16 protein-coding genes, 5 tRNA genes and 1 pseudogene are annotated in these 19,175 nt (G+C 28.7%); 18 read left to right on the top strand and 4 right to left on the bottom strand.

What is annotated here, in order from left to right:
• Positions 1-84: 84 nt before the first annotated feature.
• The 6 genes from AC1RP9_RS00910 (at position 85) to AC1RP9_RS00885 (ending at position 2,251) form a co-directional block, all read left to right on the top strand.
• Positions 85-159 (top strand) — tRNA-Asn (locus AC1RP9_RS00910).
• Positions 160-163: 4 nt separating this feature from the next.
• Positions 164-239: transfer RNA gene (locus AC1RP9_RS00905), tRNA-Glu, on the top strand.
• A 5-nt stretch (positions 240-244) separates the two neighbouring features.
• Positions 245-320 (top strand) — tRNA-Val (locus AC1RP9_RS00900).
• A 1-nt stretch (position 321) separates the two neighbouring features.
• Positions 322-397: transfer RNA gene (locus tag AC1RP9_RS00895), tRNA-Thr, on the top strand.
• 50 nt (positions 398-447) lie between these two features.
• A tRNA-Leu gene (locus AC1RP9_RS00890) sits at positions 448-531 on the top strand.
• Positions 532-616: 85 nt separating this feature from the next.
• Entirely contained in the window at positions 617-2,251 is a 1,635-nt protein-coding gene (locus AC1RP9_RS00885) for an MAG3240 family lipoprotein (RefSeq protein ID WP_481822522.1), read from the top strand.
• 23 nt (positions 2,252-2,274) lie between these two features.
• Here the strand turns inward: AC1RP9_RS00885 and AC1RP9_RS00880 are convergent, their stop codons facing one another.
• A complete protein-coding gene (locus AC1RP9_RS00880) occupies positions 2,275-3,570 on the bottom strand; it encodes a DUF2179 domain-containing protein (RefSeq protein WP_481822521.1) in 1,296 nt (431 codons plus the stop codon).
• Between the two features lie 184 nt (positions 3,571-3,754).
• Here AC1RP9_RS00880 and gltX point away from each other — a divergent pair, with 184 nt between their 5' ends.
• Together gltX and AC1RP9_RS00870 are read left to right on the top strand one after the other, a co-directional pair.
• Positions 3,755-5,161 (top strand): glutamate--tRNA ligase, encoded by a 1,407-nt coding sequence (gltX, locus tag AC1RP9_RS00875; RefSeq protein ID WP_481822520.1) that lies wholly within the window; start codon positions 3,755-3,757, stop codon positions 5,159-5,161.
• Entirely contained in the window at positions 5,151-5,558 is a 408-nt protein-coding gene (locus tag AC1RP9_RS00870) for a hypothetical protein (RefSeq protein ID WP_481822519.1), read from the top strand. The genes gltX and AC1RP9_RS00870 overlap by 11 nt, the downstream gene beginning before the upstream one ends.
• A gap of 25 nt (positions 5,559-5,583) precedes the next feature.
• Here AC1RP9_RS00870 and AC1RP9_RS00865 read toward each other — a convergent pair.
• Positions 5,584-6,784 (bottom strand): annotated as a pseudogene (locus tag AC1RP9_RS00865) (IS3 family transposase).
• A gap of 133 nt (positions 6,785-6,917) precedes the next feature.
• On the opposite strand from AC1RP9_RS00865, the gene AC1RP9_RS00860 reads away from it, so the two are divergent.
• The 10 genes from AC1RP9_RS00860 to tig all read left to right on the top strand — a co-directional run bounded on the left by AC1RP9_RS00860 (position 6,918) and on the right by tig (position 15,786).
• The gene (locus AC1RP9_RS00860; RefSeq protein ID WP_481822518.1) at positions 6,918-7,250 is read left to right on the top strand and encodes a 4'-phosphopantetheinyl transferase superfamily protein; all 333 of its coding nucleotides are present in this window, start codon (positions 6,918-6,920) and stop codon (positions 7,248-7,250) included.
• Positions 7,231-8,001: a lysophospholipid acyltransferase family protein gene (locus AC1RP9_RS00855; RefSeq protein WP_481822517.1), complete on the top strand. Its 771-nt coding sequence runs from the start codon at positions 7,231-7,233 to the stop codon at positions 7,999-8,001. The genes AC1RP9_RS00860 and AC1RP9_RS00855 overlap by 20 nt, the downstream gene beginning before the upstream one ends.
• Positions 7,991-8,737 carry a segregation/condensation protein A gene (locus tag AC1RP9_RS00850; protein ID WP_481822516.1) on the top strand — a complete coding sequence of 249 codons (747 nt, stop codon included), beginning with the start codon at positions 7,991-7,993 and terminating at the stop codon, positions 8,735-8,737. Before AC1RP9_RS00855 ends, AC1RP9_RS00850 begins: the two co-directional genes overlap by 11 nt.
• Positions 8,727-9,299, top strand: a complete 573-nt coding sequence (gene scpB / locus AC1RP9_RS00845) for an SMC-Scp complex subunit ScpB (protein ID WP_481822515.1) — start codon at positions 8,727-8,729, stop codon at positions 9,297-9,299. Before AC1RP9_RS00850 ends, scpB begins: the two co-directional genes overlap by 11 nt.
• A gap of 48 nt (positions 9,300-9,347) precedes the next feature.
• Positions 9,348-10,196, top strand: coding sequence for a pseudouridine synthase (locus AC1RP9_RS00840; RefSeq protein WP_481822514.1), 849 nt, complete (start codon positions 9,348-9,350; stop codon positions 10,194-10,196).
• A 7-nt stretch (positions 10,197-10,203) separates the two neighbouring features.
• Positions 10,204-10,506: an Asp-tRNA(Asn)/Glu-tRNA(Gln) amidotransferase subunit GatC gene (locus tag AC1RP9_RS00835; protein WP_481822513.1), complete on the top strand. Its 303-nt coding sequence runs from the start codon at positions 10,204-10,206 to the stop codon at positions 10,504-10,506.
• Positions 10,506-11,825 (top strand): amidase family protein, encoded by a 1,320-nt coding sequence (locus AC1RP9_RS00830; protein WP_481822512.1) that lies wholly within the window; start codon positions 10,506-10,508, stop codon positions 11,823-11,825. Before AC1RP9_RS00835 ends, AC1RP9_RS00830 begins: the two co-directional genes overlap by 1 nt.
• Entirely contained in the window at positions 11,818-13,245 is a 1,428-nt protein-coding gene (gene gatB, locus AC1RP9_RS00825; RefSeq protein WP_481822511.1) for an Asp-tRNA(Asn)/Glu-tRNA(Gln) amidotransferase subunit GatB, read from the top strand. The genes AC1RP9_RS00830 and gatB overlap by 8 nt, the downstream gene beginning before the upstream one ends.
• On the top strand, positions 13,226-14,383 hold the full coding sequence (locus AC1RP9_RS00820; RefSeq protein WP_481822510.1) for a YihY/virulence factor BrkB family protein: 1,158 nt from the start codon (positions 13,226-13,228) through the stop codon (positions 14,381-14,383). The genes gatB and AC1RP9_RS00820 overlap by 20 nt, the downstream gene beginning before the upstream one ends.
• Before the next feature lie 74 nt (positions 14,384-14,457).
• The gene (gene tig, locus AC1RP9_RS00815) at positions 14,458-15,786 is read left to right on the top strand and encodes a trigger factor (protein WP_481822509.1); all 1,329 of its coding nucleotides are present in this window, start codon (positions 14,458-14,460) and stop codon (positions 15,784-15,786) included.
• 79 nt (positions 15,787-15,865) lie between these two features.
• Here tig and AC1RP9_RS00810 read toward each other — a convergent pair whose 3' ends face one another.
• On the bottom strand, positions 15,866-17,479 hold the full coding sequence (locus AC1RP9_RS00810; RefSeq protein ID WP_481822508.1) for a hypothetical protein: 1,614 nt from the start codon (positions 17,477-17,479) through the stop codon (positions 15,866-15,868).
• 119 nt (positions 17,480-17,598) lie between these two features.
• Positions 17,599-19,029 (bottom strand): pyruvate kinase, encoded by a 1,431-nt coding sequence (gene pyk, locus AC1RP9_RS00805; RefSeq protein WP_481822507.1) that lies wholly within the window; start codon positions 19,027-19,029, stop codon positions 17,599-17,601.
• Positions 19,030-19,175 lie beyond the last annotated feature (146 nt).

Here is a 19,175-nt window from a genome sequence, read left to right as displayed (position 1 = left end):
CGGGCGTTGTGCATTATTGAAAATATTATTTAAATATTTATAAAAAATAAATTTCTTGTTATAATTTAAAAGCTAAACACACTTGCCGATTTAGCTCAGCGGTAGAGCAGCTGGCTGTTAACCAGTTGGTCGTTGGTTCAATCCCAATAATCGGCGCCATTATGGTCTGTTGGTGAAGAGGTTAACACACATGGTTTTCATCCATGCACGCACGGGTTCGATCCCCGTACAGACTGCCATTTTTGGAGAATTAGCTCAGTTGGGAGAGCGTCGCCCTTACAAGGCGAATGTCATGGGTTCGAGTCCCTTATTCTCCACCATGCCGTCTTAGCTCAGTTGGTAGAGCAACTGACTTGTAATCAGTAGGTCGTAGGTTCGAGCCCTATAGACGGCACCAGGCAATTGAATGCCTTTTTTTTAACTTTTTGCAACTTTTATGTTGTGTCTGCGCGGGTGGTGAAATTGGCAGACACGCTAGATTTAGGCTCTAGTGCCTCCGGCATGAGGGTTCGAGTCCCTCCTCGCGCACCATATGATGCTGTAAGGCATCTTTTTTTATGCACGATTTAAGGTATTATTCTAATATTGTTGCTATAATATTACTATAAAGGAATATATGAAATTTAAAAAGTTTTTGTTTGCTAGCTTATCAATAAATAGTGCACTACTTTTTAGTGTTTCGTGTTCAAATTCTCAACAAGAAAATAAGGAATATAACCCGAAATTGTTTGATTGAATATTTAATAAAGAACAATTAAATTATTTAATTAAAAATAATTTAATTTTTAAGGAAAGTAAATCAAACAATAGCATTCAAATTGAGCATTTAAGAAAGCAAAAAGAAGAAGTCTTTTTAAAAGATTTAAACCAAAATCTTGCTTTACTTTATCAAAATAATAATATTAATGCTCAAGAGTTAAGAATTTTTTCCTCAGTAAATTCTTTAAATACGGTGAAAAAAGAACAATTTGATAACTTATCCTTTTTTCCAAATCTTCAATATGCTATTTTTGATATTATCGCAAATAAAAATTTATTTAAACTTGCACTCCCTAATTGAATAAGTTTAGCCAATATTAGGTTTGAAGCTTTTTTACAAAATCCAGAACAACAAGAATATTTTGAAAAAATTTTCACTTTTTATCTAAAAGCATTTAATATCAAAGAATTAGATTATGTAAAAATGATTTTTAACAATGATAAAACAGTCTTAATATCCTTAAAAAATAAACAAAATCAAGATTTATATCCTAATTGAAAACAAGTGAAATTTTTTCTCCCTAATTTTCGTGATTTTAATCAAAGAAAAACTTGAAATCGAAACTTTGATTTAACAATTAATGACTCTCAAGTTTTATTAAATGAAAAATATAATGATATTGATCTTTTGTTTAAAAATAATCCTTTACTAATCGATTCTTATGAAACAATTATTGAAAATACTTCGATATTAAGAAAAATTTCTTCTAAAGGACTTTTAGTATTGCTCAAATACTTGAAGGATTATCTTAATATCTCTTCTCCTAATTTAAAAGAAAAATTGTCAATAGATTTGGATAAATCCTTCCAAATTCCTGATCATTTACCTTTAAATAATTCATCATTAGTTTTTCCGGTTCAAGTTCATGATTCTAAAGAACAAGCTTATAAGTGATATTCAATTGATTTCAGTAAACATCACCACATTTTAAGCGGTTATTATACAACTGATAATTTAAATTTTGAAGACATTCCTGATTATTCATTGAACAATTTTGCTCAATTTGCTGTTGATAATGAAATGAAAATAAATTCATCTTTAGATTTAGAAAAGTTTTCTGAACAAAAAGTTCAAAAAATATTTGACTATTTTTTATATCTTAATAAAGATAATGCTAGTATTTGAAACGGAAATAAAATGAAGGATTTTGAACCAAGTCAATTTGGTGATAATTTATTAAGGCAAGATCCATTATATTGAATAGTTGCTCAAGTAGCTGTAATTTTAAATTCTTATTTATTTAATTTTGAAAACTCTCAAGGATACACTCCACTTTATCTTGAAATAAAAAGTATTCAAACCGACCAGGAACATTTAGGTCAAGTTAAATTAATTTTAGACATGATTGATTTAAGAAAAAATAAGAAAATATTGACCTTAAATAATATAAAAATTGGTGGTTTAAAGGGCTTTGATTATTCTTTAATTAATCAATTTAATAATGAAAACAATTCGTTTAATTTAGACTTATATCCACAATTTTACAAATAAAAAATGGTCCTACCATTTTTTATTTAAAATTTTTCGGTTGGTAAATAAATATAACCATCAATACTTGAAACCTCTGAAATAGCAACAAAAGCATCCGGATCATATTGGTGAATTTTCTTAAGAATTCTTGGTACTTGTCTAAATAATGTAACCGTTTTTAAAACATGTGTAAATTCTTGATCTTTGTCTGATTGGGTTACAAATGAGGTTAATTTAATAACAATCTTTCGATCGTTGGAAATTTTTGTTTCGAGTAAATCATATTTTTTTGAAAAAATTTCAACCTTAACAAGTTTGAATTTAGGGTAAATTTTATTTAAAACAATAATGTAAGCTATATTAGTAATAAATGTAGCAATAAAGTTAGGAGATAAATAAAACTCAAAACTTCAAGCTCTTGTTTTTAAGAATTCAAGGGTTTGGATTGATTGTGCTGATAATATTGCTCCATTTGAGAATTTGGAAATTTCTTGAATATATAATGAACCTGGCAATCAAGAACCGACAGCAACAGAAATAAAAATAATTACTATGTTTAAGTACCCTGAAATAACACCAAATGATTTTTGAGTTTTATTTGAATATCATTCCCCAATAATTCCTGTAACTCCTGCAGTTCCACCAATAATTTGAATTAGTGCGAAAATTCAAGCTAAAATAACTCCATATCCAATAGCTATGATGATTAAAGCGATAATATTCCCGCCTTCTTGTCAACTGAGAGGTAAAAGAGGGGAGAGCTTTAATAAGCTTTCTGAAATTGGATTATTCGGTTTTTGAGTACTAATTTCTTTAATTAAGTCTTTAACATTTTGATTAGCAAAATCTCCAATTAAATAAACATCATTTGATCCGTCTATAAAACCAATCCCAAACGAAACAAGCGAAGAAACAACAAGAAAAATAACAGTTAAATCTCCAAATAATTTTCCGATTTTTCGATATCCAAGCACAAAAATCGGAATACTTAGGATTATGTATGCTAATCAAAAAACCAATTGATCAATTGCATTAGATAAAGCAGGTGAAACACTACCAGCAATTTTAACAACAATTAATCGAGCAATAGCTTGTCCAAAGGCAGCTAATCCAAAATTATAAATTCCAACATTTTTAACAAAAAACACACTAATTACACCAAAGAAAATTGCAGTTACTACTGTAATTGCTATTAATTTTCACATTGGTAAGTATGAATAAAAGTAATTTAACTTTAAACCAAAATTAGACATTTTGGTTTTTCGATAAACAGTGTTGGCTTTTTCGATTATTCGAGGTTTTTCTGATTCTGAATCTTGATCTTTTTTATTAAAAAACAAATCAACCTCCTCTATAAAAAATTAAAAACCCTTTTAAAAATGGGTCTTCTATAATTACACCACTTTTTATGGTAAATTGAATAAATAAATTGAAAATGTAAAAATGTTGTTTAATTTATCGAATTAAGCAAACTATAAAAATAGTATATTATATAATTTATATACTTTCTTTTTAAGGAGACATATGAAAAAAATTAGAACTAGATATGCACCAAGTCCAACCGGTTATTTACACATTGGCGGGGCTAGAACTGCTCTTTTTAATTATTTATTTGCTAAACATTTTGATGGTGAATTTATCTTTCGTCTTGAAGATACGGATGTAAAAAGAAACGTAATTGGAGGCGAAGAATCACAATTAAACAATCTAGAGTGGCTTGGAATTATCCCTGATGAAAGTCCATTAAATCCAAATCCAAAATACAAACCATATAGACAAAGTGAAAAATTAAATCGTTATAACGAAATTGCTCAATTATTAATTAATCAAGGGTTTGCTTATAAAGCTTATGATACAGCACAAGAACTCGAGAAACAAAAAGAAGAATCGGATAAAAAAGGGTTTTCTTCATTTAGATATAATCCAAATTGATTGCAAATTAGTGACCAAGAAAAACAAAATCGAGAAGCAAATGGACAATATTCAATTCGTTTGAAAATGCCAAAAGATCAAAAGCTTACTTGGAATGATATTGTTCGAGGAGAAATTTCATTTGATTCAAGCGAGATAGCTGATTGGGTTATTGTTAAATCGGATGGATACCCAACATATAATTTTGCAGTAGTAATTGATGATCATGATATGGAAATCACTCACGTTTTACGTGGAGAAGAGCACATTGGAAATACTCCTAAGCAACTCGTTGTTTATCAATATTTAAATTGAGAAACTCCACAATTTGGACATTTAACTATCATCACTAATATGGAAGGTAAAAAACTTTCAAAAAGAGACACAAGTCTTAAACAATTTATTGAAGATTACAAAAAAGAAGGTTATATGTCTCAAGGAATTTTTAATTTCTTATCCCTTTTAGGTTGAACTTCTGCTGATGCTCAAGAACTAATGTCTCAACAAGAACTGATTAAAAAATTTGATCCTGAAAGACTTTCAAAGTCTCCTTCTAAATTTGATATTAATAAAATGAACTGATTTTCAAAACAATATTTAAAACAGCTTGAAACTTCAGTTATTGTTCCTTATTTAAACTCAAACGAACATTCACTAGAATGACTAAATCTTTTTGTTAATACTTTCAAAGAAAGCTGTTCCACTTTAAATGAATTAAAAGTACATTTGCATAATTATCAAAATGTTCAAGTTCAAAAGAATGAATTTGACTCTGAGCAATTGTTAGTAATTCAAACATTTTTTAAACTCGTTAAAGAGAATTTAAGTGAATTTTCGGTTGAAAATATTCAGAAAACAATTGACCAAACTTCACAATTATTAAAGGTAAAAGGTAAAAAATTATTCATGCCTATTCGAATTGCAACCACCAATGCAGAACACGGACCAGAATTAGCAAAAGCAATTTACTTATTTGGTAAAGAAATAATTTTTAAAAGGTTAAATCAATATGAAAATTAAATTTAAATCAGTTGTATTTCAAAATGATAATGAAAAAGAAATTGAATTTAGTGCTCCATTAGAAATCACACAAGATGGAGAATTTGAGGTGCTTTCTTTCTATGAACCGAGTCATAATATAGCTAATCGGATTGAGATTTCAAATCAAATAATTAATATTTTTGCCGGTCCTACAACACTTTATATTATGTTAGACCCAAACCAAAGTGCTTTGAATATTTTTGAGTTAAAAACTCCTGAAGGGATTGGTAGAGAAATGGATTTTTACACTCAAATTATTCAACATAAATTTGATTATGGAAAAGAATATTTCTTTGAATATGAATTATTTCAAAAAAAACAAGACAAAAAAGAGGTTTTTGGGAACTTTAAAATATACTTAACAATCGAAAAATAAACCTGGACAAGTTTTTTGGAATCTTTTAAATATTTATAGTTTCACCTCAAACTTCTTGAGGTGTTTTTCATTTTAATATTGATTGATATCGTTCAGTGTTATATCAATTGATGTAATTTTCTATTTCATTTTTAAGTTCTTGATAATTTATTTTGCTGTAATTTAATTTATTCAAACATTCGCTTTTAATGTTTGAAAAGAAATATTCTACCTCTCGGTTGTCTAATGAATTTCAGACTCTACCCATTGATATTATTCCGTTATTTTCTTTAATTGTATCAACAAAGAGTTTAGAAGAATATTGAACCCCATGGTCAGAATGGATGATTCATTTATCATTAAATTTAATGTTTTTAATATGAGACAATACTAAGTTAACATCGTTTGTTTTAGCAATTTGTCAATTGATAATTTTTTAGTTCGATGATGAATAGCTACAGATAAATAAACGTGATTTTCATTCACGTCATTTGGCGCTTTGATATATGTTACATCAGTACTATTATATTTGCATTTTTACCGTTATAATCTCTTTTTACTAAATCTGGATATTGTACATTTGTATTTTTGATTTCTAGTTTTCTTCTTGCTTTTCTAATTTGACAAATAAGAGTTAATTTTTTCATGATTCAGCCGATTTTTCTGGGTTCTATGTAAATATTGTATCTTCTTTTAATATAAACAGATAATCTTTCTCTTCCATAATTTTCTTTGTTTTCAAAGAAAGATTTAGTAATAATTTCTTCTATTTGCAATTGTTTTGTGTTGTGCTTGATTGGTTTTTGCTTATTCTTAATTTGATAATAATAAGTTGACGAACTAATTCTAAATTGGTTAAATGCAAGCTTTTTGCAAATTCCTTCTTTTCTATTTTACTAATGTCAACATTTATATTGTTTTCCTCGAAAGTTTCTTCGTAAATTTCAAGAATTTTAATTATCTGATCCATAGGGACTTTGGTTCAATCGATTTTTGTTTTTTCTTTGGTCTCCCACTACCTTTACCTTTTTTGGTGACTTACCAGTTTTACTATAAATCACATCATTGTTTTTTAAAAAATCATTGTATTTACGATTGAAATATCTTCTTATCTGATCATCTTGAAAGTTCTTATTAAATTCCTTTATAGAGATAAACTTAAATTCACTTTTTGATATTTCGTTATTTTGATACTTTTCATAATATTCAAACCACTTTAATCATTGTTCAGGTTTCAATTGACTCATAATATACCTCGTTTTAATTATAAATTAAAAAGACACGCTCTCCAATTTGCGTGTCCAGGTTTAAATAAAAGTGCTGAGCACTTTTTTATATCTCATTTAACTTAAAAATGTGTTTTTTCTATATAATAAAAATATGCTGAATATAGGGGTGGATATAGCAAAAATTTCACGTTTTAAGGACGCAAAATTATCTTTAGTTAAAAAAATCTTATCTCAAGCAGAAATATTCCAATATCAAAACACACCACTCGAACAGCAACCTTTATTTTTAGCAAGAAGTTGAGCCATTAAAGAAGCTATTTTTAAAAGTGATAATAGTTATGATCAATTTTCTAAAATTAATCTCATTAAAATTAATAGTAAATGAACTTTTAACAACTTTAGTATTAGTATTTCACATGAAGATGATTACGTGATTGCTATGGTTGTTAAAAATAAGGAAAAGTATGAAGAAAATAGCATTTAGTCGAACCTTAAAAAAGATTTTTACTTTTTTACCTTGATTGCACCGAATAAGAAAAATCTCTTCAATGTACAGAAAATATAAAAAAGACGACCAGTCAGTCAGTGCTCAGGCTCGAAATGATTATTTATTAAAACTCTCTAAAAAAGTTTTAAAACTTAATAACATTGATTTAGAAATTGTTGGGTTTGAAAATGTTCCTAAAAGTGGTGGTACATTAATTGCAGCTAATCATAAATCAAATATGGATCCAGTTGCTCTTTTAGCGGCTCTTGAAAAACAGGATTTTGAGTCAGGAAGTAAAAATAGAATTGTTAACTTTTTAGCTAAAAAGGAGCTTGAGAAAAAGTTTCTCGTCAAAAGATTGCTGTATCTTACTGATTCAACTGTAATTGATCGAGATAATTTTAGAGAATCCTTGCAAAAATTAAATGAATTTGGTGAATTTATTAAAATTAATAAAACTATTGGTGTGGTTTTTCCTGAAGGAACTCGAGTTCAACAAGAAACATTAGGAGAGTTTAAATCAGGGGCTTTTAAAGTTGCTGGTAGCAATTATTTAACCATTGTTCCGGTTGCTATTATCAACTCTTTAAACGCTCAAAATAAAAAAAGAAGAGGAAGATTAAAAATTACAGTTTCTTTCTTAAAACCAATTAAACCAGCAAATTACTTAACCCAAGATGCTAAAGCAATAGCTCAAAGAATTAAAAACTTAATTCAAGAAGAAATGAATAAATACAATGAACAATAGTGTCCAAGAATATACTTTTAAAATTAATCAATTTGATGGTCCTTTAGATCTTTTACTTGCTTTAATCAAAGATAAAAAGATGAGTATTTTTGATGTTGATGTTGCTGAATTAGCAACTCAATATTTACAAATTATTAAGCAACTTGAAGAAAATGAAATTGATATTGCCGGTGATTACTTGCTTATGGCCGCAACTTTAATCGATCTAAAAGCTAAAACAGTGCTTAAAGAACCTGAACATGTTGAAGAAATTCAACAAGAAAAAGAAAATCTAATTAATCAGCTTGTCGAATATCAACAATTTAAAGAAGTAAAAGAAGCATTAAAAAGTTTTCGTGTTCAGCGTGAAGAAATTTTTATTAAAAAACCAAGTAATATTGAAGATTTTATCGCTGATTCTGATGATTCGCGTTTGGATGGTTATTCAAATCCAACCAAACTAATCACGGTATTAAGAAAAATGTTTGAGCGTGTTTATGCACAAAAATTGCGTCAAACCACTCTAGAAACTATTAAATTAACTCCTGCAGATCAATTTCGTTTTATTAAAAATTTACTCAAAGAAAATGAAACAGTCACTTTTGAAATGGTCTTTACTCAACCAACAATTGGTCATTTTGTCATTACTCTATTAGCAATTTTAGACTTAGCTCGTCAGCAACAATTAATCATTATACAAGAACATCAATTTGGAGATCTTATAATTAAAAAAGGAAGTGAATTTAATGAAAAATAAAATACTAGAAGCTTTATTATATATTCAAGGTGATGATGGTTTAAATCTTGAACAAGTGAAAGAAATTTTTTCTTTAAACACAATTGCTGAGGCTAAAAAGGTAATGGACGATTTTCATAAGGATTTTAATTCACAAGACAGAGGGCTAAAGGTTGTTTCTTTTAATGAGATTTATAAACTAGCAACTCGCGAAACAGTTAAAGATTATGTTTCAAAAATGGTTAATGTTGTTAAAAAACAAAGACTCTCTAATTCAGCGATTGAAGTTGCTGGGATTGTTGCTTATAAACAACCAATTACTAAAAGTCAAATTAATAGTATTAGAGGACTTGCTTCAGAACAAGTGGTTAATACACTCGTTGCAAAAGGAATTATTGAAGAGGTTGGAATTTCTCCAACACCAGGAAATCCTGTTTTGTATGGAGTAACTAATAAATTTTTTGATCATTTTCGTATTAAAACCATGCGTGATTTACCAAAAATGAATGACTTCAATTACGTTGATGATTTAGAAAGTGAAAACTCTGATTTTGATTTATTTACAAGCCAAAGAGAAGACTAAAAATCTCGGGTGCTTTTTTTATTTAATTAAACAAGAAAGAGAGGTAAAATGATTGAATTTGTAGCAACAAAAAACGATTCAACACGGACAATTTTTAAAGTCTTACAAAAATATTTTTCCAATTTACCAATAAGTAAAATTGAAAAAATATTTCGTAAAAAAGACATAAAAATTAACGGAAATCGTAAGATTGATAAAAACTATAAGGTTAATGAGGGCGATATTATCACTGTTTACCAAATCTACGACCCACAAAAATCAGATGAATTAGACTTAAATCACTTTAACGAACAATTAGACATTATTTATGAAGACGCAAATATCTTAATTCTTAATAAACCAAGTGGAATTAGCGTTCACGGAGATGGAAATTGTCTTGATAAACAAGTTTTAGCGTATTTAAATTTTCAAAAAATTGATAGTTTTACCCCTAGTCATGTTGGAAGATTAGATAAAGAAACTAGCGGGATTATTCTTTATGCTAAGAATTATCAAAGTGTTAAAATACTAAATCAAATGCACCATAAGTTTATTAAAAAATACCAATTTATGTCTGATTTTATTCCGAATAAACAAACGATTAAACTCTACTTTTACAAAGATGTTCAAACTCAAAAAAGTAAAATTTCAAATAGACCAAGAGAAAATTCAAAAGAAGGAATTACTCAATTTTACTTTGAGGGTAATCGCAAAATTGCTCAGATTTTAACTGGTCGCAAACATCAGATTAGATTAACACTTAAATACCTAAATGCTCCAATTTACGGAGATAAAAAGTACGGTGGTAAAAAAGCTAATCGCTTAATGTTGCATTCTTGATATTTAAAATTTCAAGATTTACCTGGTGAATTAAGCTATTTAAACAATCAAGAGTTTTGATCACCAATTAAATGATAGGAGAATGATGAAACAAATTACTAAAGAAAAATTAAAAGAAATTGTTGCTTCTTTAATGATCGAACCAACTGAACAAGTTTTAGATAAAATTATTGAAAATTGAAATAATATTCAGAATGAATTAAAGAAATTTGACAAGCTTAATTTAGATAATGTGGCACCACTTTCGCATATTAATGAAACTCCTCTTGTTGATTTTTTAAGAGAAGATTGTGTTGATAATAGTTTTTCAATTTCTAAAGAAGATATTTTAAAAAATGCTAAAGACAAAGACCAAGATTTTATCATTACTTCAAAGGTGGTGAAATAATGAATCTCAAATTAAAAGTTTTAGGAGATTTTAAAAAGGCTTCTTTAGAATTACAAAAAGACACAAATAATGCAGTAATAAAGGTTTTTGAAAAAGAAAAATTAGGAACTGGTTTGCTTGATAATGCTGTTTTTACTTTGAAAGATGTCTATGCAACCAAAACTGGATTTGTTCGTTCTTCTTCAAAAATTCTAGAAAATTTTCAACCTTCATATAATGCAACAATTGTTGAAAAATTATTAAAAAATGGCGCTTTATTAGTTGCAACTGTTAACAATGATGAACTAGCTTTAGGTGGAACTGGAACCTATAGTGCTTTTGGATTAATTACCAATCCAAAAGACCATACAAGATTATCAGGAGGTAGTTCTTCTGGTTCAGTTGCTACTTTTAGTAAAAATATTTCATTTGCAATAGGAAGCGATACAGGTGATAGTGTGAGACTTCCAGCTTCATATAATGGAATTATTGGTTTTAAACCTTCGTACGGAGCTATTTCTCGGTATGGATTATTTGCTTACGCTTCATCGCTTGATACAGTGGCTTATTTTGCTCATAATGTTAATGATATTTATTTAGTTTCTAAAACTTTATACGGTGTTGATTCTAAAGATATGACCACAGTACAAGTGAAATTAAATGAACTTGTAGAAACAAAACCATCAAAAATTGTAGCCTTAGACTTTTCTGAATTTTGTGACCCTGAGGTTAATCAAGCATTTGATAAATTAATTAGTAAACTTCAAAAAGAAAACATTCAAGTTGAGTTAGTTAAACCAAATTTAGATATTCTCAGATGTATTAAACCTGTTTATCAAGTGATTAGTTTTTCAGAAGCTTCTTCAAATTTAGCTAATTTAACTGGAATTAGCTTTGGAAATAAAATTAACGGACAGGATTATATTGAAATTATGACCAAAACCAGAAGTCAAAACTTTGGAATTATGGTGAGCGAGCGTTTGGTACTAGGAAGTTACTTCTTATACAGTGAAAATCAAGAAGAAATTTTTATTAAAGCAATGCGAGTGCGTAGAGTAATTAGAGATTATTTAAAATCACTTCATCAAATGGGCGATGTACTTATTTACCCTTCGTTTGCTTCAATTTCTCCATTAATTGAGGATAAAAAGTCATATGATGTCATGGATTATATTTTAACTGGTGCAAATTTAGCTGGGAATCCCTCTCTATCAATTCCACTCGGCACTAAAGATGCAATGCCATTTAATTTAACTATTGATGCAGCTTTGTATGAAGATAATAAATTATTAAATTATGCTTTATATATTGAAAAAACATTAGGAGAAACAAATGAATAATTTTGAAACAATTATTGGAATTGAAATTCATATTGAACTTAAAACTCAAACCAAAATGTTCTCTCCGGCTAAAGTAGATTTTAACCTGTCTCCAAATACTTGTGCTAATCAAATTGATTTAGGATATCCTGGTACTTTACCAATGGTCAATAAACAAGCAGTTAAATTTGCTCTTGCTTTTGCTAAAGCATTAAACATGGAAATTGATGATGAACTTCACTTTGATCGTAAAAATTACTTTTACCCTGATTTACCAAAGGGGTATCAAATCACTCAGTTTTTCAGACCAATTGGAAAAAATGGAAAAATTTCAATTAAAACCCCAAATGGATTAAAAGAAATTTTGATTGAACGTATCCATTTGGAAGAAGATACAGCTAAACAAATTCACGATCACGAAGGAACTAAACTTGATTACAATCGAGCTGGAACTCCATTAATTGAAATAGTAACTTATCCGGTAATACAAAATGCTGATGAAGCGGTAGCGTATATTGATATGATTCGTAAAACTGTTAATGCCCTAGAAATATCAGACGGAAAACTCGAAGAAGGTTCATTAAGAGCAGATATTAATATTTCGCTGCGTCCTTATGGAAGCAAAGTATTTGGAACTAAAGTTGAAATCAAAAATATGAATTCACTGTCAAATGTGAAAAAAGCAATTGAATATGAAATTAAGTTACAAACACAAAAATTACTTGCAAACGAAACTATTTTACAACAAACCAAGAGATTTAACGACCAAAATAATACTAACGTAGTAATGCGTACTAAAACCGGAACAGTTGAATATAAATACTTTCCTGAACCAAATATTCCATTTATTAAACTTTCAAAAGAATTTGTTGATTCAGTAATTGTTCCTGAATTACCTTTACAAAAAGAACAAAGATACTTAAACGCACAATTAAACGATATTTATGTAAAAAGTTTAGTGGATGATATTGAACTATCAAAATATTTTGATTCAATTAAATACCCAGATAAAGAAAAGCTCTCAAAGGTTTTCTTTGCTGAAATTGTGTCTTTAGCTAATTCTAAAGACTTGCATCCAACTAAACTTAATATTCAACCAGAGCACATTAAACAAACTTTAGAATTGCTCGATCAACAAATTATTTCAGGTAAATCAATTAAAAAACTAATTCCATTATTGTGCAATTTTACCGAACAATCAATTAACTCTCTTTTAGAAAAACATAATCTTAAACAAATTTCGGATCCTGCTCAAATTAAACAAATCCTTGAGCAAATTATCCAAAACAATCTTGAATTAGTCAATGAATACCCTGCTCGACCTGAAAGGGTGTTAAAGTTTGTTCTTGGAAACTTAATGAAAAAAACAAACGGACAAGTTAATCCGATCTTAAGTGATCAATTAGTAAAAGAGATTTTAGATGATAAATTTAAAGACTAAGAATCCATATAAAAAAATATTATCTTTTAAACGAAGAAGTCGTAAATATATATATTGGTCAACGAATTTAATTTGAGATGATAAATATAAATATATTGCATTATGATTTGAATATATTTTAAAACTAATCATCACAATTTTCGCTTGATTCTTAACATTTCCAGGATTTAGATATTTGAAATTTTTGATTTTTCGTCAAAAACACAGTTTTGAAGAAATCCAAAAGATTAATCAATTACATCGTAAGCGAAGAGGGGTTGTTGATATTGTTTTTGTCAAATTTATATCCAAAGAGTTTAATTTTACTTGACTAACAATTGCTTTTTATTTCTTAATTTCATTTATTCCTGTTATATACATTATTTTAAATTTAAATATCTTACTAGGAATTATTATTTATGGAAACACTCCTGAACAATCAGTATTTAGAGATCGATTTATTAACGGCACTTTAGGAAACTTTTTTCCAGATGTACCAAATTATGTTGGTTCAGTTATTGTTTTTAATACTAGCGATGGTTCATTGGATCTTTCAGCTATCCTTACTCATTCTTTATTCTTTGTCACTACATCCCTTTTTGCTTCAAATGGATACGGTAAATTAGTTGCAGCTGTTAATTATATGTATGATCATAAAAAAGTAGGAACTTATTTAGGAAATCGTGCTAAAGGTTTTGCATTGGTGCTAATGGTGAGTGTTTTATTATGAATCTTTTCAAACTTACAAACATTCACCGAAGCAATTGCCACTGGAGATTTTTACTTATCACAAAGAAAATCACCTAGATTATCAAAAATATTCTTTATATTTTGAACCTTTGTGTTTTTATTAGTTTTGTTTATTGCATTATTTAAATTTGCTCCAAGCTTTCAGATTAAATTCGTTCACATTTTACGTGGAGCACTTTTCTCAACCATCCCTAATTTGATTTTTGTTATTATCTTTTCATTTTGAATTAATGAAAACCTTAATTATGATCGTTATGGAAGCATTGGATTTGTGCTAACGCTAGCCTTCTTTATTACTTGATTTGTTAATTTGATGTTTTTTGGTATCTTATTTAACCAAGCATATTACAAGATGTTTCACAACCAAAAAACCTATAATCGTGGATATAAGATATTTTATATTTGGTAATTTAAACGTTAAGCTACAAAATCAGGTAAAATATATTTAATTATTTAAACTAACTTAAAAAAGGAGATGATTTCATGTTAGAAACAAAATTAAACAAGGAAGATCAAGAACTTTTAGTCACAGTGACTGTGGAAAAGGAACAATATGAAAAAGAATTTGAGAAAAATTACAAATTAGCTTTAAGCAAAGTTAAAATTCCTGGTTTTAGACCTGGAAAAGCTCCATTGAACAAGCTTGAAGCAGCCGTAAATAAAGGTGTTGTGCAAGCTCAGACACTAGATTCTTTTTCACACAAAAATTACTCAAAAGTGTTTGATAAAGCAATCGAATTTGCCAAAGAAAGTAAAGTAATGATTCTCCCTGCTGCTCCTGAACTTGATTTAAACAAAGATGAAAATGAAAATTGATTATTAACTTACAAATACACATTACTTCCTGATTTAGATGCATTAGATTTAAAAAGTGTTAAAGCTAAATTAGTTTTTAAAGAGGTTGATGATCACGATATTGAAAAAGGAATCCAAGAAATAACTGCTCCTTACGCAGAAACTTCCCTCTTTACCACTGATAATGAGACAGGAGAAACATCTAAGCTTGATGATGTTGTTAATATTGATTTTAAAGGGTTTATTGATAATGAACCATTTGAAGGTGGAGAAGCTCAAAACTATGAATTAAAACTTGGTTCTAAATCATTTATTCCTGGTTTTGAAGAGCAACTTCTTGATAAAAGACCTGGAGCAAAAGTTGATGTTAAAGTTACTTTCCCTTCGGATTATTATGTGGAAGACTTTAGAGACAAAGAAGCTCTTTTCCAAGTTACTATTCATTCATTTACAAGAACTGAACCAATGGAAATTGATGATGAATTTGTGAAAAATCTAAACTTTGACGAAGCGAAAACAGTTGAAGAATTTAAAGATTTCTTTAGAAAACGTGAGCAATTAAAAGTTTTTTCAACCAGTCTTGACAATTTTATGAAGCAAATCCTTGATCAATTAACAAGTCAAGAAGCATTAAAAGTATCGCATGTTTTAATAAGTGATAAATATAAAGAGCTAGAAAAGAATTTCAATGAATCACTTAAAAATTATGGGGTTAAAAAACACGAATACTTAAAGCTTGTTAAATCAAGTGAAGAAAAACTTAAAGCAGAACTTGAACAAGCAGCTGAAAATGAAGTTAAACATGAACTTGCAAATCAATTTTTATTAACTAACTATGGACCAGCAGAAATTACTGATGAGGAAATTAAAGGTTTAGAATACAAATTATCTTTTGTTAAAGATGAGCAAAAGAAACAAAACTTATGGGTTAAAAAATACTTTGAAGCTATTTTAAAAGTTGTTGATCAAGAATCAATTCCTGAATTAGAAAAAGCATACTCAAACTTACTAAAATAGTTTTAACCACAATCAAAGCGATAAAAAATAGCTAAAATTTTGAATTAGCTATTTTTTATATATTATTTAAAAAGAACAATTAAGGTGTGATTGTTAATGTTGTGTTTGGGGTTTCTTCTTTAATCTTGTTTTGTAATTCTATTAGCTTAGCTTCTAGTTTTTTTAAGAACTGATCTGAGTTAGGTTTGTTTTTGTCATCTGGTGCTGGTAGTGTTCCGAATCCTGGAAATCCAAAATCTTGTATCGGTACTGAATTTTGAAGTTTGCCACGAATTTTTTCATATAAATCATTCAATTTTTTCACATCAAGTTCAAAATCTTTGCCTGTTTGTTTTAAAATTGAGTTTAATCTGTTTCTTTGATCATTAACAAATGCAATTAATTTATCATAATCTTTAGATTGTAAGATCTGAATCAATTCTTCGACTTGATGGTAACCATTTTCTAAAAGCCAAATGTCAACATATAAATCTTCTTTAGTGTATTGATTATTTAGGTTGCTGTTTGGTAAATATTTTTTAATATTTGTAAAGAACTCACTAAGAGAATCCAATTTCTCTGGTGTAGAGCTTGACATGCCGTTTTTACCATTTTGTACAGTTGTAGATGATGTAGTTTGTTTATTTGTTGCTTTTTCTTGTTTTTGTTTTATTGCATCTAAAACTCTTTTATACATACTCAAGTCTTGAACCTGTTTATTTAATTTTTCAAATAAAGGTCTAGGTTTAGGAGTATTTAATATCTGTTTAACTTTTGCAACGTATTTTTGAATATCAAGTTTGGGTTCATCTAACCCTAGTTTTTTCTCTTTTTTCTCTGGTTGTAAGTCACCTGATTGGAATCCAAATCCTGGTAAATGAACAAAATTAGGAATTGAGTTAAGTAATTTGCTAGTTACTTTTTTCGAAATATCATTTAATCAATCAGTATCAAGTTCTAATTGTTTTTCATTTCCTTGATTTACTTCTTTAAAAATTGTATTATCCCTGCTTTTTACTTTATCAAGATATTCTTTTAAGCTTGTATCATTATTCTTATCTAGTTCTTTAACTAAATCGACCACTTGTTTATATGCATCTTGTAAAATAAAAATATCTGCACGGAAATCTTCCAATGAGTATGAACTATTTATATTTGTATTATCAACTGGTTTTTTAAGATTTGCAAAATAACTATCAAAATTATGTTCTTTAATTTTTTGTGCAAGAACTTGGCTGTCATTAAGACTTTCTTTCTTAACACCAGCTTCTTTAGCAACTTTTTCCAAAAAAGTTCATTTTGGAAGTTCATCCTTCAATTTTTGAGTAAAAACTGTAGTTACTGGTGCGGGAGTAGGGGGAGTAGGTGTAGGTTTAGGTTCCTCACTCCCAGTTCCAGTACTTGGTGTACTTGGTGTAGTTGTTGCAGGTGGGTTCGATGTGGTGGGTTCTTCTGGTTTTGGACTTGGTTTAGGTTTATCAGGTGCGGGAGTTGGAGTACCTTGGCCTGGTTTTTCACCATCTGTAGCCGGTGGATTTGGTTTATCAGCAGGAGGATTTACTGGGGCAGGTGCTGGCTCGGTTGTTGGGGGTTGGGGTTGCACTGGTTTTTCTGGTGTCTTAGTTTCAGAATTAGAACACGAAATAGCAGTAAGTACTAAGCTTACAGGAGTCCCTAACACAAAAAAACTTTTTAATAATTTATTTCTCTTCATAATAATAAATTATATAACTATTACAAAAAAGTGTATTTTTAATTATTTATATTTCCACAAATTAATTACATAAAAATAGATAGATTAATCAATCTATCTATTTTGGAAAATTATTATTTTTATTGAAAAATATGTTCAGTAATTTTAGTGTTTTCAACAACAAGATATTTGTCACCTTTTTTAACACTAAAAGGTAATAATGCAGATTGACCATTTTTGTGATCGGCTTTAACTTCGTTAAATAATTTCTTTGATTCTAATGATACATAAACACCAGAATATATACCAAATCCGTTGATTAATAATTCATCATCAACAATTCCCACAACAGTTGAATTTGGTCTAAATTTAGCAATTTGTTTAATTAAAGTTCCAGTTTTTGAAAGAACTACTACAAACTTATAATCACCACTTTTGGTACGATTAGCTATTGAGTAAGCAATTAGAGTTCTAACATCGTTAGCGTCTGAATTTTTAAGGTTCATATCGAGTTGTTTGTCATAATATTGTCTTGAATAGAATTCATTTTCAGCTTTTTTACTAATTGCTGTCATAGTTTTCACAGCTTCAAGCGGGAATGAACCATTAGCACTTTCACCTGAGAGCATAGTTGAATCAGCTCCAAGCTCAACAGCATAATAAACATCAGTAACTTCGGCACGAGTTGGGTGCGGAATTTTTTCCATTGAATCAAGCATTTGTGTTGCTACAATTACTGGTTTACCAGTTTCACGACATTTGCGAATAATTCTTTTTTGATAATAAGGTACATCATAATAAGGGATTTCAAGTCCTAAATCACCACGCGCAACCATAATTCCATCTGAATATTGAATAATTTCATCAATGTTTTTAACACCAAGGAAGGATTCAATTTTTGAAATAATTTGCACGTGTTGTCCATTGTTATCGTCAAGCAATTTTCTTAGTTCAAGCACATTTTTAGCTGAGTTTACAAACGAAGCAGCTACATAGTTAATTCCTTGTCTAATTCCAAAAATAACATCATCTTTATCTTTTTGACTTAAAAATGGTAAACTAAACTCTACTCCGGGAAGATTGATTCGTTTATTAGTTTTTAAAACATGATTATTTTCAGCTCTAACTTTAACAAAACCTTGCCCCACTTCTTCAACTACAGTCGATAATTTTCCATCATCAATTAAAACTTGGTTTCCATGTTTTAAGTCTTTAGACATGTCATAAGCAACGGTAATTTCAGTTTGTGTTCCTTCAAAATGTGTATATTTGTCTTGAGTTGTATAAACAGTTAAAAGAGAACCGGCTTGAATTAACTGAGCTCCGTCCTTCATTTTTCCAACCCTAATTTCAGGACCTTTAGTATCAAGCATGAGTGATAATGGAACTTTTAAATCACTTGATACTTTTTTGGTAATAAGGAATTTTTTTAACTGTTCTTGGTGATCTCCGTGTGAAAAATTAGCTCTAACGCAAGATACTCCGTTTTCAATTAGTGAACGCAAAATCTCGTAATTATCACTTGAAGGACCAATTGTGGCAACTAATTTTGTTCTTTTCTGTACATTCATCTTTACTCCATTGTATACGTATATTAATCATTTAAATTGTACCAATTTATCGATTGAATTTATTTACCAATTTAAAAAATTTAAAATTCGCTCTTAAAAAAGGTAATGTTTCCATACACTTTTAATACACTTTTCGAAAAATTAGT

The organism is Mycoplasma sp. 3686h (assembly GCF_056781225.1).
This window is presented reverse-complemented; position numbering and strand designations above follow the sequence as displayed.